Annotated in this window: 13 protein-coding genes; 7 read left to right on the top strand and 6 right to left on the bottom strand. The window is 69.7% G+C overall.

Annotated elements, in window-relative coordinates; genetic code table 11:
* Nucleotides 1–108: 108 nt before the first annotated feature.
* The 7 genes from IAE60_RS00180 to IAE60_RS00210 all read left to right on the top strand — a co-directional run bounded on the left by IAE60_RS00180 (nucleotide 109) and on the right by IAE60_RS00210 (nucleotide 6,365).
* Nucleotides 109–735 carry an OmpW/AlkL family protein gene (locus tag IAE60_RS00180; RefSeq protein WP_425504482.1) on the top strand — a complete coding sequence of 209 codons (627 nt, stop codon included), beginning with the start codon at nucleotides 109–111 and terminating at the stop codon, nucleotides 733–735.
* 59 nt (nucleotides 736–794) lie between these two features.
* Nucleotides 795–1,610, top strand: coding sequence for a S1/P1 nuclease (locus IAE60_RS00185; RefSeq protein ID WP_187573396.1), 816 nt, complete (start codon nucleotides 795–797; stop codon nucleotides 1,608–1,610).
* Nucleotides 1,611–1,671: 61 nt separating this feature from the next.
* The gene (gene modA / locus IAE60_RS00190) at nucleotides 1,672–2,457 is read left to right on the top strand and encodes a molybdate ABC transporter substrate-binding protein (RefSeq protein ID WP_187573397.1); all 786 of its coding nucleotides are present in this window, start codon (nucleotides 1,672–1,674) and stop codon (nucleotides 2,455–2,457) included.
* Nucleotides 2,458–2,461: 4 nt separating this feature from the next.
* Entirely contained in the window at nucleotides 2,462–3,163 is a 702-nt protein-coding gene (gene modB / locus IAE60_RS00195) for a molybdate ABC transporter permease subunit (protein ID WP_187573398.1), read from the top strand.
* Nucleotides 3,163–3,780: a molybdenum ABC transporter ATP-binding protein gene (locus IAE60_RS00200; protein WP_162108456.1), complete on the top strand. Its 618-nt coding sequence runs from the start codon at nucleotides 3,163–3,165 to the stop codon at nucleotides 3,778–3,780. Before modB ends, IAE60_RS00200 begins: the two co-directional genes overlap by 1 nt.
* A 40-nt stretch (nucleotides 3,781–3,820) precedes the next feature.
* On the top strand, nucleotides 3,821–4,381 hold the full coding sequence (locus IAE60_RS00205; protein ID WP_187573399.1) for a flavin reductase family protein: 561 nt from the start codon (nucleotides 3,821–3,823) through the stop codon (nucleotides 4,379–4,381).
* Between the two features lie 40 nt (nucleotides 4,382–4,421).
* Complete coding sequence (locus IAE60_RS00210) at nucleotides 4,422–6,365, top strand: acetyl-CoA hydrolase/transferase C-terminal domain-containing protein (protein ID WP_187573400.1); 1,944 nt, start codon at nucleotides 4,422–4,424, stop codon at nucleotides 6,363–6,365.
* Nucleotides 6,366–6,495: 130 nt separating this feature from the next.
* Here the strand turns inward: IAE60_RS00210 and tkt are convergent, their stop codons facing one another.
* From tkt to IAE60_RS00240, 6 genes are all read right to left on the bottom strand, one after another.
* Complete coding sequence (gene tkt, locus IAE60_RS00215) at nucleotides 6,496–8,493, bottom strand: transketolase (RefSeq protein ID WP_187573401.1); 1,998 nt, start codon at nucleotides 8,491–8,493, stop codon at nucleotides 6,496–6,498.
* Between the two features lie 100 nt (nucleotides 8,494–8,593).
* Nucleotides 8,594–9,907 (bottom strand): dicarboxylate/amino acid:cation symporter, encoded by a 1,314-nt coding sequence (locus tag IAE60_RS00220; RefSeq protein ID WP_187573402.1) that lies wholly within the window; start codon nucleotides 9,905–9,907, stop codon nucleotides 8,594–8,596.
* A gap of 141 nt (nucleotides 9,908–10,048) precedes the next feature.
* On the bottom strand, nucleotides 10,049–11,725 hold the full coding sequence (locus IAE60_RS00225; RefSeq protein WP_187573403.1) for a BatD family protein: 1,677 nt from the start codon (nucleotides 11,723–11,725) through the stop codon (nucleotides 10,049–10,051).
* Nucleotides 11,722–13,485, bottom strand: a complete 1,764-nt coding sequence (locus IAE60_RS00230) for a VWA domain-containing protein (protein ID WP_187573404.1) — start codon at nucleotides 13,483–13,485, stop codon at nucleotides 11,722–11,724. Before IAE60_RS00230 ends, IAE60_RS00225 begins: the two co-directional genes overlap by 4 nt.
* Nucleotides 13,482–14,492 carry a vWA domain-containing protein gene (locus IAE60_RS00235; protein WP_425504483.1) on the bottom strand — a complete coding sequence of 337 codons (1,011 nt, stop codon included), beginning with the start codon at nucleotides 14,490–14,492 and terminating at the stop codon, nucleotides 13,482–13,484. The genes IAE60_RS00230 and IAE60_RS00235 overlap by 4 nt, the downstream gene beginning before the upstream one ends.
* An 8-nt stretch (nucleotides 14,493–14,500) precedes the next feature.
* Nucleotides 14,501–14,953 (bottom strand): DUF4381 family protein, encoded by a 453-nt coding sequence (locus tag IAE60_RS00240; RefSeq protein ID WP_187573406.1) that lies wholly within the window; start codon nucleotides 14,951–14,953, stop codon nucleotides 14,501–14,503.
* Nucleotides 14,954–14,955 lie beyond the last annotated feature (2 nt).

Genomic DNA, 14,955 nt, shown 5'->3' on the forward strand with positions numbered 1-14,955 from the left:
CCACATTCTAACAGCCCGCCCCGGCGACAGGCCGTGGCGGGCATTGATCAGGATCAAGGCGGCGCCCCGTACGCGGGTGGAGACTGGCCCCACTCTCCAACGAGCGTCATCACCATGAAGAAGACCCTGATCCCGATTGCCATCGCCCTCGCCTTCGGCGCCGCCGCTCCCGCCTTCGCCCAGTCCAAGGGCGACTGGACTCTGGGCGTCGGCGTGCACCAGGTGAACCCCAAGTCCGACAACGGCACGCTGGCCGGCGGCACCCTGCCGCTGGACATCGACAGCGACGTCAAGCCGACCATCACCTTCGAATACTTCCTGCGCGACAATCTGGGCCTGGAAGTGCTGGCCGCGCTGCCGTTCAAGCACGACATCGCCGTCGACGGCGTCGGCACCGTGGGCAGCACCAAGCACCTGCCGCCGACCGTGTCGCTGCAGTACCACTTCAACAGCAAGGGCAAGGTCTCGCCGTTCCTCGGCGCCGGCCTGAACTACACCACGTTCTTCAGCGAAGACACCAAGGGTGCGCTGGCAGGCACCGACCTGAAGCTGGACGACTCCTGGGGCCTGGCCGCGCACGTCGGCATGGACATCAAGGTCAGCGAGCGTGGCGCGGTGCGCGTGGATGCGCGCTGGATCGACATCGACTCCGACGTCAAGGTGGACGGCGCCAAGCTGGGCACCGCCAACATCGACCCGCTGGTGTACGGCGTGGCTTATGTCGTGAAGTTCTGAGCACCGCATAACACCCGCAACGCGCAATGGGGACGGCCCGTGTCGGTTAAAGTACCGGCATGGTCCGTCCCCTTCTTTTCGTTCCCGCATTCCTCCTGGCCGTCGCGCTTGCGCTGCTGCCGCTCCCGGCGCATGCATGGGGCCCGCTGGGCCATCGGTTGGTGGCGCTGCTGGCATGGGACGATCTGACACCGCAGGCGCGCCGCCAGGTCGAAGTCCTGCTGCGGGGCGAACAGGATCCCACCCTGGCCGGCATCGCCAGCTGGGCCGACGACCTGCGCAAGCACGATCCCGTGCTCGGCAGGACGTCCGCACGCTGGCACTTCGTCAATATCGGCGAGCACGACTGCGCCTACGAACAGGTCCGCGACTGCCCCGGCGGCAACTGCGTCGTCGAGGCGATCCGCACGCAGGCCGCGGTCTTGGCCGATCCGAAACGTACCCATGCCGAGCGGCTGCAGGCGCTGAAGTTCGTCGTGCACTTCGTCGGCGACGTGCACCAGCCGCTGCATGCCGGCTACGCTCACGACAAGGGCGGCAACGACGTGCAGGTCAATTTCGACGGCCAGGGCACGAACCTGCACACGCTGTGGGACAGCCGCATGCTCGTATCCACCGGACGCGCCGAGCAGGCCTATCTCGTGCACCTGCGTACCTTGCCGCGCCCCGCGCTCGCCGCCATGGTCCTGCCACCACCGGCGGCCGTCTGGGCAGAACAGTCGTGCCGGGTGGTGACACGGCCGGACTTCTATCCACGCCGCGCGAAGCTCGAACAGGCGTATGTCGAAAAGCATCTGCCGATAGCAGAACGACAGTTGCGCGCCGGTGGCGTGGCGCTGGCAGCCGTGCTGAACAAAGCGCTGGGTGGCCGCTGACATCCACCGTACCCTCGCCGCCCCCGACACGCGTGTGGCATCCCCCTGAGGAGTCGTCCGCATGAAGCTCTGCCCGTTGCTCCGCTCCTTCTCGGCCCTCTTGCTGATCGCCGTGTCGCTTGCGTCCACGGCAGCGCGCGCGCAGGACGATGCAGGCCTCACCGTCTTCGCCGCCGCCAGCCTGAAGGAAGCGCTGGACGACGCCGCCGCGGCTTACCGGAAGCAGACCGGCACACCGGTGCGGGTGTCGTATGCGGCCAGTTCGGCGCTGGCGCGGCAGATCGAACAGGGGGCGCCCGCCGATGTCTTCTTTTCCGCCGACATGGATTGGATGGACTACCTGCAGCAGCGCGGCAAGCTGGATGTCGCCACGCGCCGCCCACTGCTGGGCAACCAGCTGGTGCTCGTAGCGCCGAAGACGAGCAAAGCGCGCGTGGACCTGAAGCGTCCGGCGACGTTCCTGACCGCGCTCGGCGACGGCCGCCTGGCGATCGGGCAGACGCAGACCGTGCCGGCCGGCAAATACGCCAAGGCCTCGTTGGAATCGCTGTCGCTGTGGGACGGCGTCAAGGCGCGTCTGGCGGAGTCCGAGAGCGTGCGTGCGGCGCTGATGCTGGTGGCGCGCGGCGAGACGCCGCTGGGCGTCGTGTATGCGTCCGATGCGAGGGCGGAGCCCGCGGTGCGCGTGGTGGCGACGTTCCCCGAGGACAGCCATCCCGTCATCGTCTATCCGGTGGCCGCGCTGCGCGGGCCTCGATCGGCCCAGGCCTCGACGTTCGTGCGCTGGCTGGCCTCGCCCGCCGCCGATGCGATCTTCCATCGGCGCGGATTCGCGGTGCGGGACTGAGCCGATGTTCGATGCGTTCACGCCCGACGAACTCACCGCGATCCGCCTCAGCCTGAAGGTCGCTGCGGTGGCGGCACTGGCGAGCCTGCCGCTTGGCGTGCTGGTCGGCTGGCTGCTGGCGCGGACCCGCTTCCCGGGCAAGGCATTGCTGGATGCGCTGGTCCACCTGCCGCTGGTGCTGCCGCCGGTGGTGATGGGCTACGCACTGCTGGTCACGCTGGGCACGCAGGGTGCCGTGGGTGCTTTCCTGAAGGAACACCTCGGTCTGGTATTCGCGTTCCGCTGGACCGGCGCGGCGCTGGCGTGCGCGGTGATGGGATTTCCGCTGATGGTGCGTGCGATCCGCCTGTCGCTGGAAGCCACGGACCGTCGCCTGGAACAGGCCGCGTCCACCCTGGGCGCCGGGCCGTGGCGCGTCTTCTTCACCGTCACCCTCCCGCTGGCCTGGCCCGGGCTGGTCGCCGGGTGCGTGCTGGCGTTCGCCAAGGCGCTGGGCGAATTCGGCGCCACCATCACCTTCGTCTCGAACATCCCCGGCGAAACCCAGACCCTGTCGTCGGCGATCTACGGACTGATGCAGGTCCCCGGCGGCGAGGCCGGCATCTGGCGCCTCGCCGCCGTCGCCGTGGCGATCTCGCTGGCGGCCCTGCTGTTCTCCGAATGGCTGGTGCGACGCCATCCCACCCGTCACGGCGAGGATGGCTGATGCTCGAACTGGACATCGAACTGCGGCGCGGGACTTTCCGACGCCACGTGCGGATCAAGGACGATGCGCGCGTGATCGCGCTGGTCGGCCCGTCGGGCGCCGGCAAGACTTCGGTGCTCAACGCCATCGCCGGACTGGTGACGCCGGTCGCCGGCCGCATCGACGTGGACGGCCGCAGCCTGTTCGACAGCACGCGCGGCATCGACGTCCCCGTGCACCGCCGCCGCGTCGGCTACGTGTTCCAGGATGCGCGCCTGTTCCCGCACCTGGACGTGCGCCGCAACCTGCTCTACGGGCGGCATGGCGGGCATGGCGCGCCGCGGTTCGGATTCGACGCCGTGGTGGACCTGCTCGGCATCGCGCCCCTGCTGGCCCGGCGCACGCGCAACCTGTCCGGTGGGGAAGCCCAGCGCGTGGCGATCGGCCGCGCCCTGCTCTCGCAACCGTCGATGCTGCTGTTCGACGAACCCCTGTCGGCGCTGGACCAGGCGCGTCGCGAGGAACTGATCCCCTACCTGCAGCGCGTGCGCGACGAAATCCGCCTGCCCATCGTCTACGTCAGCCATCACCCGGACGAAGTGCGCCGCGTGGCCGACTCCACACACGTCCTCGACTGACGCCGCCCTATCCTGCGGTCACGCCACCGGAGCGCCCCGCATGAAGCACCCCACGCGCTGGAAGTCCCTCCCCGTCGACCAGACGCGCCGCTTCCTGGAGCCAGGACCCGTGGTCCTGCTGAGCACCGCACACCGCGGCGAGCGCGCGATCATGACGCTGGGCTGGCACATGATGCTGGGCTACGACCTGGTCGGCACGTACATCTGGCAGGCCAACCGCAGCCATGCCCTGGCCCGGGCCAGCCGCGAATGCGTGATCAATCTGCCGACCGAGGACCTGCTGGACACGGTGGTGCGGATCGGCAACTGCAGGAGTACCGATCAGGACAAGTTCGACCGCTTCGGCCTGATGCCGCTGCGCTCGCGCGAAGTCGGCGCGCCGCGCATCGCCGAATGCCACGCGCAGTTCGAATGCCGCCTGCACGAAACGCGGATCACCGCCGACTACCCGCTGTTCGTGTGGCGCGTGGTGGCGGCGCATGTCGCCCCCTCGCCGCGCATCCCGCGCACGGTGCATTACCGCGGCGACGGACGCTTCATGGTCGCCGGCCGCGAAGTCTCCCGGCGCCGGCTGTTCCGGCCGGACATGCTGGAGCAGTGACCCATGGCCGATTAACGCAGGGCTCGCTACGCTGGCGCACATGAGCCCACGCCACCTCACCGACCTCGACGAAGCCGTCGACCTGATCCTGGCCCACACCTACGGCCCGCTGCGCATCGGCGCGCCGCTGGGCATCGGCAAGCCGCACCGCCTGCTCAATGCGCTGTATGCACGCGGCGCGGCGGACCCTTCGCGCCCCTGGTCGCTCTACACCGCCCTCTCGCTCGATCCGCCTGCGGGTGGCAAGGGACTGGAGGGACGATTTGTGACGCCCTTCGCTACGCGCCATTTCGGCGACGACTTCCCGCGCCTGGACTACGTGCGGGCGATGAAGCGCGACGCACTGCCCGCGCACATGGAGGTGGAGGAGTTCTACATGCAGGGCGGTGCCCTGCTGCGCTCGACCACCGCACAGCGCCTGTACGCCAGCCTCAATTACACGCACGTCGCCCGGGCGCTCGCCGACCGCGCGCTCAACGTCATCGTGCAGAAGGTCGCACGCGAGCCCGGCGGCACGCGCCTGTCGTTCTCGTGCAACAACGACCTCACCCAGGACACGGTCGATGCGCACCTCGCACGCGGCCTGGCGCGCCCGCTGCTGGTGGCGGAAGTCGACCCGCAGCTGCCCTGGATCGGCGGCACGGCAGCGGTCGAGGACACCTACTTCGACATCATCGTGAGCCCGCAGGGCCCTTATCCACCGCTGTTCGGACTGCCGCGCCAGCCGGTATCGGACGTCGACTACGCCATCGGCCTGTACGCCAGCACGCTGGTGCGCGACGGCGGCACGCTGCAGATCGGCATCGGGGCACTGGCCGATGCGCTATGCCACGCGCTCGTGCTGCGCCACACCGACAATGCCACCTACCGGCGCGTGCTGGCGGCCCTGGACCCGGAGCTGGAGCAGCACCCCGCCGTGCTCGCCAGCGGCGGACTGGACCCCTTCGCCATCGGCCTGTACGGCTGCAGCGAGATGGTCAACGAAGGATTCAAGCGGCTGGTCGAAACCGGGGTGATCCGGCGCAAGGTGGTGGATGACGAAGCCCTGATGCGGCGCATCGCCGACGGCACCGCCAACCTCGGCGACCAGGCCCGGCTGGAGCGCGACGGCGAATACCTGCACGGCGCGTTCTACCTGGGGTCGCCCGCGTTCTACCAGTGGCTGCGCGACCTGCCCGATGACCAGCGCCGCGCCATCGGCATGCGCCGCATCAGCCTGATCAACGAACTGCAGCGCGGCCATGAATCGCTCGCCCGCCTGCAGCGCCACGAGGCCCGCTTCTTCAACTCCTGCATGATGGCGACGGCGCTGGGTGCCGCTGTCTCCGATGGACTGGAAGACGGCCGCGTGGTGTCGGGTGTGGGTGGGCAGTACAACTTCGTGGACATGTCCAATGCGCTGGATGCTGCGCGCAGCGTGTTGATGTTCCGCGCGGTGCGCGAGGACGCCGGCGCGGCCGAGTCGAACGTGCGCTGGCACTACGGCCACACCACCATTCCCCGTCATCTCCGCGACCTGTACGTCAACGAGTACGGCATCGCCGACCTGCGCGGCAGGAACGATGAGGACTGCATCATCGCGATGGGCGGCATCACCGACGCGCGCTTCCAGGGGACGCTGGTGCAGCAGGCGCAGCGCGCGGGCAAGCTGCGTGCCGGCTTCAATCCACCCGGTCACTGGATCGACAACACGCCGGTGCACCTCTCGGCGCGACTGCGCGCCTTCCGCCACGACGGCACCCTGCCCGACTACCCGCTGGGCAGCGATTTCACCGAGGTGGAGCGGCGCATCGTCAAGGCACTGGGATGGCTGAAGGCGAATACCGCCACGCCCTGGAAGAAGATCGGCACCGTGCTGCGTGCGCTGGGCGCACAACCGGGCGATGCCGAGGCGATGGCGCGCATGGATCTCGCCGCGCCAGGCAATCTGGGCGAGCGCATCGAAGCGAAGCTGCTGGCGCTGGGATTACGGGAAACGCGTTAGCGGTTCTGACCGTTGCAAGCGTGATCCACAGCCTCGTCATCCCGGCGAAAGCCGGGATGACGCCGATGGAAATCCTCCAGAAAAGAAGCGGGCGCGCCGAGGCGCGCCCGTTGTTTCCAGCGAATCCGCCTCAGAGCGACGTCGCCGCCTCGACCACTGCGTCGACGGTGATGCCGAAGTGCTTGTACAGCGCGTCGGCCGGCGCGGACGCGCCGAACGTGGTCATGCCGATCACCGCGCCATCCAGGCCCACGTACTTGCGCCAGAAGTCGGCGGTTGCCGCTTCGATGGCGACACGCTTGCGCACGGCCTTGGGCAGCACGGCCTCGCGGTAGGCGGCGTCCTGGCGGTCGAACACGTCGGTGGACGGCATCGACACCACGCGCGTCTTGATGCCCTGCGCATCCAGCGTGGCTTTGGCCTGCGTGGCCAGGCCCACTTCCGAACCGGTGGCGATCAGGATGACGTCCGGCGTGCCGTCGGCATCGGCCAGCACGTAGCCGCCGCGCGCGATTTCGCCCACCTGCGCGTCGGTGCGCGGCTGGTGCGGCAGGTTCTGGCGCGAGAAGACCAGGCAGCTCGGGCCGTCCTGGCGGACGATGGCCTGCTTCCATGCCACCGCCGATTCCACTGCGTCGCAGGGACGCCACACGTCGTTGTTCGGGATGTAGCGCAGCGACGCGAGGTGTTCGACCGGCTGGTGCGTGGGACCGTCTTCGCCCAGGCCGATGGAGTCGTGCGTGTACACGTGGATGGCGTGCGCCGGGATCAGCGCGCTCATGCGCACGCCGTTGCGCGCGTAGTCGCTGAACACCAGGAAGGTGGCGTCGAACGGCACGAAGCCGCCGTGCAGCGCCAGGCCGTTCGCGATCGCGGTCATGCCGAACTCGCGCACGCCGTAGTAGACGTAGTTGGCGTTCGGATCGGTGCTGGAGACCGATTTGCTCGCCTTCCACAGGGTGAGGTTGGAATGCGCCAGGTCGGCCGAGCCGCCCACCAGTTCCGGCAGCAGCGGTGCGAACGCTTCGATGGCGTTCTGCGAGGCCTTGCGCGAGGCGATCACCGGGCCCTCGGCCTGCACCTTGGCGATGTAGGCATCGGCCTGGGCGGCGAAATCGGCCGGCAGCTCGCCGGATGCGCGACGCTTCAGCTCAGCGGCCTGCTCCGGATACTGGGCGGCATAGGCATCGAACAGCGCGTTCCACTCGGCTTCCAGCGCCTTGCCGGCTTCGACCTTGTTCCAGCCGGCATAGATGTCGGCGGGGATCTCGAACGGACCGTAGGGCCATTCCAGCGCAGCGCGCGTGGCGTCCAGCTCGTCCTTGCCCAGCGGCGCGCCATGGCTGGATTCCTTGCCGGCCTTGTTCGGCGAACCGAAGCCGATCGTGGTACGGCAGCAGATCAGCGTGGGCTTGTCGGCCGTCTTCAGCGCAGTGTCGATGGCGGTCTTGATCTCGGCCGGGTCGTGGCCGTTGACGTTGCGCACCACCTGCCAGCCATAGGCCTCGAAGCGGGCGGGCGTGTCGTCGGTGAACCAGCCGTCGGTGTTGCCGTCGATGGAGATCTTGTTGTCGTCCCAGAAGCAGACCAGCTTGCCCAGTCCCCAGGTGCCGGCGAGCGAGGCGGCCTCGTGCGAGACGCCTTCCATCAGGCAGCCGTCGCCCATGAAGACGAAGGTGCGGTGATCGATGACGGCGTGGCCGTCGCGGTTGAAGCGCTGCGCCAGCAGCTTCTCGGCCAGCGCGAAGCCGACCGCATTCGCGAAGCCCTGGCCCAGCGGGCCGGTGGTGGTTTCCACGCCCGGGGTCTCGTGGCGCTCCGGATGGCCGGCGGTCTTGCTGTGCAGCTGGCGGAAGTTCTTCAGTTCCTGCAGCGGCAGGTCGTAGCCGGCCAGGTGCAGCAGCGCGTACTGCAGCATCGAGCCGTGGCCGTTGGAGAGGATGAAACGGTCGCGGTTGAACCAGTGCGGGTTCGACGGGCTGTGGCGGTAGTAGTCGTTCCACAGCACTTCGGCGATGTCGGCCATGCCCATGGGCATGCCGGGATGGCCGGAATTGGCGGCCTGTACCGCGTCGGCGGCGAGGAAACGGATGGCGTTGGCGAGCTGGCGGCGGGTGGGCGTCGTCATGGGAGTCGGAGCGGAGGGGGCGGCGCCCGGCGGGCTGCGGGCCCCCCATTGTCCCACCCCCCGCCCGCCGTGTCGCGGTTGCAGGGTGCTTTCGGGGGTGTTAGCCCGGCTGGCCCGGCAGCTTCACGTCGCCCCGTTCGCCCTTGGCCACCAGCGAGGCCAGGGTCAGGTCGCCCGTGACGTTCAGCGTGGTCCGGCACATGTCCAGGAAGTGGTTTACGCCCAGGATCAGGCCGATGCCGATGGGGTTCACCCCGACCATCGCGCAGATCAGCGCGACGACGGGCAGCGAACCGGACGGCACGCCGGCCGTGCCGATGCCGCCCAGGATGCACACCAGCATCACCATGAACTGCTGGCCCAGCGACAGGTCCACGCCGAAGAACTGGGCCAGGAAGATCACCGTCACGCCCTCGAACAGCGCGGTGCCGTTCTGGTTGGCGGTGGCACCGACGGTCAGCACGAACCGCGACACCGTGCGCGGCAGGCCCAGCTTCTCGTCGGCCACGCGCAGCGCGGTGGGCAGGGTGGCGTTGCTGGACGCGGTGGAGAACGCCATCACCATCGCTTCCTGCGCGCCGCGGAAGAACGTCAGGGGCGAGTAGCCGGCCAGCTTCAACGCCACCGAATAGCTGACCAGCAGGTGCAGGCCCAGCGCCAGCACGACCACACCCACGTAGGCGCCCAGTCGCAGCAGCAGGTCGAAGCCGAAGATCGCCGCCAGGTTGAACATGAAGCAGGCCACGGCGTAGGGCGCCAGGCGGATGACCAGACCGATCAGCGTCATCGAGATCTCGAACACGCCCTCGATGCCGCGCTTCAGGATGCCGGTGTTCTCCGAGGGGGTCAGCACCAGGCCGATGCCGAACATCACCGCGAAGAACATCAGCGACAGGATAGCGGCGTTGCTCGACGCCGCACCGATCACGTTGTCCGGCACGATGGACAGCAGCATGTCCATGCCTGTCGGCTGGCTGCCGACACTGGCGACGATTTCCTTCGTACGCTCGGCGTTCTCGGCGATCAGCTGCTTCGCCAGCGCGGGATCCACGCCCACGCCCGGCTTCAACAGGTTGACCAGCAGCAGGCCCAGCAGCACCGCCACGGCGGACAACAGCACGGTGTAGGCCAGCGTCTTCCAGCCGATGCGGCCGAGCGCGCGGATGTCGCCCATCTCGGCGATGCCGCAGACCAGCGCCGAGAACAGCAGGGGCACGATCAGCATGAAGATCAGGTTGAGGAAGATCTTGCTGAAGGGCGTGGTGACGTACTTGGTGACGTCCTGCACCCAGCCCGCGTCGCCCTGGCCGGTGGCATGCACGATAAGCCCGACGATCAGGCCGACGCCGAAGCCGATGGCCATCTTCCAGTGCAGCGGGAGTCTGGCGCGAGTGGCGGGCGTGGCGTCAGTCATCGGCGGGTCCTGCAAGGGCAAAGTCCGGAGCTTAGCAAACCGGGCAGGACGCCCCGTCGATACGCGACTGGCCTGGCCGGACGTGATGCGATGGCATCGCCACCGTGGCCAAGGGAAAGACGAACATCCGTCCGGTTTCCCTCATCGCGGGTACAGCGGCGGCAGGGGTTCTTCCACGTCGCCCGTGTCGGCCGTCCGCCATCGCGGGCCACCGCGGAAGGCTTCGCGCAACGCCGCCCGCGCCTGCGCGGCATCGCCGCCCGCCCAGCGCGCGCGGCGCAGCAGCTCCACCGCGCCACGCTGGGCCGCCGTGGCGAGCCGGCGATGCAGATCGTCGAGGTCGACCGCGGCCGGGCGTGCCATGCCGCGCAGCACGTCCTCGATGTCGTCGAGCTCGCCCGCGTCCAGTGCACGCTTGAGGTCGGCCGCGGTGTGGGTGGCGGGTGCAGTCACCGGCGCGCCCGCCTGGGCGTGCACACGGGCGCGAGGACCCGACGAGGTGGCTGCACGCCGCGTCAGTGCCCACAGCAACGTGATCAGCCACAGCACCGCGAAGCCCGCGGCCAGCCACGGCCACAGATGGGAAGGGACGCGCCGTTCGCCTTCCAGCAGGATGTCGTCATCGGGTCCCGCGGGCAGCGTGGCGGCACCGCGCGCTGCGCCCGCGAGGGGCACGGACGACGGCGATCCGGTTCCGACGACGACCGGCAGGGTCAGGTCGGGCAACGTCGCGCGCCGCGCGGCCCCCGCGCGCACGTCCCACCACGCCATTGCCGTACCGGGGACCACCAGCGTGCCCGCCTGCGACGGCACGACCGAATAGCGGTGCGTCAGCGTCACCTGCGGCGTGCCACCCACGAAGCGCTCGTCGAACTGCGGCGGTTCGGCGAAGACCTGCGCGCCGGGAATCGATGGTGTCGGCAGTTCCGGCAACTGCGCCTGCGTCGCGCCGGCGACCGTGGTCTCGATGGTGAGCGTACCCGCTTCGCCGGTACGCAATTGTTGCGGCACAGCGGTGTAGCGCATCCGCAGGTCGCGCACCGGCAGCCAGGGCTGCGGTGCACCTGCCGGCTGCGGACGCACCTGCAACGTGCGCGGCGCACCGGTGATATTGACCTGGCGACTGTTGCCGCCCAACAGATCGTCCATCCAGCCACCGGCGCCCCGCCCTTCGAAGCGTGCACCCGGCACGATCAGTGCACCGCTGCGCTCGGGCACCAGCAGGAAGCGACGCTCGGCCGTGCTGTAGCGCCGTCCGTCGATCTCGCGGCTGGACTGCACGATCTCGCCCACGCGCTGCAGCAGCGCGCCGTCGGGCGGATCCAGATCGAGCTGCCCCGATACCAGCGGTGTCGCGTAGTACAGACGCACGGTGACGCCGACCGACTGCTGTACATAAGGGTTCGGATCGTCCACCTCGGTTTCGACGAACACCAGGCCGTTGGATGCCGCGCGCGCGGTCGCCGTGGCGCTCACCTCCAGGGTCAGCGGCGCGGTGCGCTCGTTGCCCACCTGCAGCGCGGGGATGGCCAGCGTGCCTGCGCGCCGCGGACGCAGGGTCAGCGAGAACGTGGTGCTGGCGCTCATGCGTCCGTTCACCATCCGCACGCTGCGGCTGTCGGACTGGCCTTCCACTTCGAAGTCGCGCATCAGCGGCGTGAGGTCCGGCGTGGCGGACACCGCATCGGTTTCCACGTTGAGCGTGACCGCCTGGCCGAGCGTGACCTGCGGCTGCTCCAGCCAAGCACGCGTCGCAGCGAGCAGCGACACGGGCCAGAGCAGCAGTACGGCCAACAGGATGCAGATGCGGTGCTTCATTGCCCTTCCTTCTGCCGGCGTTCGTGTTCGAGCCGGAACTTCGCCTTGAGCAGCGCGCCGGGTTCGTCCGGCACGCGTTTGAGCCACGCTTCGACGGCCTGCCGGCGCTCGCGCTGTTCCGCGGTTTCGGCCTGTACCGCAGCCCCCTCCGGTGGCGTCTTGCGGGCGCGTTGTCCGTCCTGCTCGCCCATTGCGGCGCGCATGCGTTCGCGCTGCGCAGCATCGGCGGCGGCCTGTGCGGCGGGGTCGGGCGAGGCCTCGGGCGGCGTGCGCTGAGGCGCTGCGCTCATCGGCGCCTGCGCCTTGCCTGGCTCGCCCGAGGACGTCGTCGATGGTTGCTGCGATGCGGCGTCATCCTGCTGACGATTCGGGTTCTTTCCGTCGGATGGATCGGCCTTCGCACCCGATGACGCCTGGTCGCCACCACCCTGCTGCCCGGGTTTACCCTGTCCGTCGCCCGGCGAAGGTGGCCGCTTGCGCGCGGCGTCGACAGTGGCGCGATTGGCGATGGCGTCCGCCATCCCTGGCTGCAGGCGCAGCGCGCGGTCGTAGGCAGCCACCGCATCGTCGTAGCGCTGCTGCTTCGCCAGTGCATTGCCCAGGTTGTACTGGCCCTCGGCGGTGTCGATGCCGGCGAACGCCTTTTCGGCGGCCGGATAGTCACCCTGGCGATAGGCTTTCGCGCCCTCTTCAAGGCGCGCATGCGTGGCCTGGTCGCTGCGCTGCCACCAGTCGATGCCCGCGGCGCGCGCGGGCGACGTCACCGGAAGCCACAGGGCACCCATCAGCACCAGCGCCGCACCGCGACGGAACCACAGCAATGCGAGCGCCATCAGCGGGATCAGCAGCCAGTAGCCTTCATCGCGCCATGCCTTGCCGCCGCCCGGTGTGGTAGACGTGCCCACCGTCTCCAGCGCGGGCGATGCGACGCCGAGCGCGGCGAGATCGGCGTCGTCGGTCGTAGCCGGTGCGTAACGTCCGCCGCCGGCCATGGCCAACGCGCGCAGCGATGACGCGTCCAGCGCCGCATGGCCTATCGTGCCATCGCTACCGCGATAGGCCGCGCCGGTCGAGGTGCCGACCCCGAGCACGGACACGGCGTACCCTTTCGCGCGCGCATCCGAGGCCGCCCTGGATGCGTCGCCGTTCGCGCGATCGGTGAACACGAGGATGTCGCCGTTGCGGAAGTCCGCCTGCGACAGCAGGCGCGCCGCCCAGGCGATGCCGCGATCGGCCCGCTGGCCATCCACGGGCATGATCTCCGGCGACAACTCGTCGAGATACAGGCGGATGTTGGCCGCATCGTCGGTCAGCGGCGCGACCGTGAACGCATCGTCCGCATACACGACCAGTGCCACCGGACTGCCCGCGCGCGCATCGAGCAGGCGCGCCAGCTTCGCCCGCGCCTGCAACAGGCGCGAGGGCGGCAGGTCCGGCGTGGTGATGCGGCTGGACAGGTCCAGCACGACCACCAGCGGCCGCTGGGCCTGCCATAGTGGCTGATCGGCCTGTCGCCAGCTGGGGCCCGCCAATGCCAGGACGGCCAGCACGTACGCCAGGATGGCCGCGACCAGGCCGGGGCGGGCCCGCGCGCCGCCACGCACCAGCAGGTGCGGCAGCAGGTGCGCGTCCACATGGTCTCGCCAGGCATTGTCGCGGCGGCGGCGCACGCGCCACCACGCACCCAGCAACGGCAAGGCCAGCAGTGCCCACAACCATTCGGGCCGCAGGAAATGGAAAGCCGGCCAGAAAGCGCTCATCCGCGCCTCCGTGGCAGCAGGAATGCCAGCAGCGCAACCGCCCATGCGGCGGCCAAGGGCCAGGCGTAACGCTCCACGCGGGGACGCACGGCCTTGCCGGGCTGCTCCACCGGCTCCAGGCGGTCCAGTTCGGCATAGATGCCGGCCAGTTCGTTCGTGTCGCGCGCGCGGTAGAAGCGTCCCCCGGTCTGTGCGGCGACATCGCGCAGGGTCGCTTCGTCGATGTCCTCCGGCGAACTGGCCGGCATCGGCAGGGGAATCCCAAACAGACTCACTCCGCCATCGCTGCCGAAGGCGATGGTGTGGATGCGCACACGTTCCTCCTTGGCCAGTTCCGCCGCCTTCTGCGGCGTCAGCACGCCCGCGGAGTTCACCCCATCGGTCAACAGGATCAGGACACGCTGGCCTTCCTGCTGGGTACGCAGCCGGCGCACCGCCAGTGCAATGGCGTCGCCGATCGCGGTCTCGCGTCCGGCCAATCCGGCGACCGCATCGCGCAACTGCTCGCGCACCGTCTGCAGGTCGCGCGTCAGCGGGGTCATCGCGTAGGCGCGCTGGCCGAACACCAGCAGGCCGACGCGGTCGCCTTCGCGGCGATCGAGGAAGTCGGCCAGCACGGCCTTCGCCGCCGTCAGCCGGTCCACGACCGCGCCACCCAGTTCCATGTCGGGCTCGGTCATGCTGCCGGACAGGTCGACGGCCAGCATCAGGTCGCGCCCGCTCGCCGGCGGCGTGACGGCGTCGCCGAACTGCTGCGGCCGGGCCACGGCGGCGCACAGCAGGAACCACACCAGCCAGGCCAGTGCCGAGCCCCGCCCCGCCAGGCCACGCCCACCTTGCGCGGCGATCGCCTGCACGGCACGCCCGTAGGGCACTCTCAGCGCATCGGCCTGCGCGCCACGCGGGGGCCAGGCCCATCGCACCAGCCACGGCAACGGGAACGCCAGCCAGGCCCACGGCCAGGCGAATCCGGCGTAGCCGTCCTGCAGCCACTGCAATGCAGGCAGCGACAGGCTCATCGCTTTGCCGCCATCAGCTCGAGGAAACGCGCGCGCGCCACGGCGAGCGCCGCTTCCAGTCCGGACGCATCCACGGTACGCCGATAGCCGCCATCCAGCAGCAGCCGCCCAGGCCCTTCGCTGAAGGCGCGTCCCTGCTCGCCGTCGAGGAACCGCAGCCAGGCCTCGCCTTCCAGCCGGTCGGCACCGGGTGACACGCGGCGCGCGGCGCGCCGCAACAGGTCCGACGCGGCGGCCACCTGTTCCGCGGGCGCCCGCCCCTGCGGCACGGCATCGAACCACCGCTGCCACCGTTGAAGGCGGCGACGGCGATGCCAGCGCCAGGCAGCGATGCCCAGCAGCACCAGCACGACGACGCCCGCGAGCAGCCACCATCCCGGTGCCGGCGGCCACCACGAAGGCGCCGGCGGCACATGCACGTCGCGCAACACCAGCGTGTCCGGCGCCATGC

The organism is Pseudoxanthomonas mexicana, from assembly GCF_014397415.1.
Classification (GTDB): domain Bacteria; phylum Pseudomonadota; class Gammaproteobacteria; order Xanthomonadales; family Xanthomonadaceae; genus Pseudoxanthomonas_A; species Pseudoxanthomonas_A mexicana.

Excerpts from the sequence above, each read along its gene's own strand:
- IAE60_RS00185 (WP_187573396.1), top strand. The coding sequence starts at position 795 with ATGGTCCGTCCCCTTCTTTTCGTTCCCGCATTCCTCCTGGCCGTCGCG.
- modA (WP_187573397.1), top strand. The coding sequence starts at position 1,672 with ATGAAGCTCTGCCCGTTGCTCCGCTCCTTCTCGGCCCTCTTGCTGATC.
- modB (WP_187573398.1), top strand. The coding sequence starts at position 2,462 with ATGTTCGATGCGTTCACGCCCGACGAACTCACCGCGATCCGCCTCAGC.
- IAE60_RS00200 (WP_162108456.1), top strand. The coding sequence starts at position 3,163 with ATGCTCGAACTGGACATCGAACTGCGGCGCGGGACTTTCCGACGCCAC.
- IAE60_RS00205 (WP_187573399.1), top strand. The coding sequence starts at position 3,821 with ATGAAGCACCCCACGCGCTGGAAGTCCCTCCCCGTCGACCAGACGCGC.
- IAE60_RS00210 (WP_187573400.1), top strand. The coding sequence starts at position 4,422 with ATGAGCCCACGCCACCTCACCGACCTCGACGAAGCCGTCGACCTGATC.
- tkt (WP_187573401.1), bottom strand. The coding sequence starts at position 8,493 with ATGACGACGCCCACCCGCCGCCAGCTCGCCAACGCCATCCGTTTCCTC.
- IAE60_RS00220 (WP_187573402.1), bottom strand. The coding sequence starts at position 9,907 with ATGACTGACGCCACGCCCGCCACTCGCGCCAGACTCCCGCTGCACTGG.
- IAE60_RS00225 (WP_187573403.1), bottom strand. The coding sequence starts at position 11,725 with ATGAAGCACCGCATCTGCATCCTGTTGGCCGTACTGCTGCTCTGGCCC.
- IAE60_RS00230 (WP_187573404.1), bottom strand. The coding sequence starts at position 13,485 with ATGAGCGCTTTCTGGCCGGCTTTCCATTTCCTGCGGCCCGAATGGTTG.
- IAE60_RS00240 (WP_187573406.1), bottom strand. The coding sequence starts at position 14,953 with ATGGCGCCGGACACGCTGGTGTTGCGCGACGTGCATGTGCCGCCGGCG.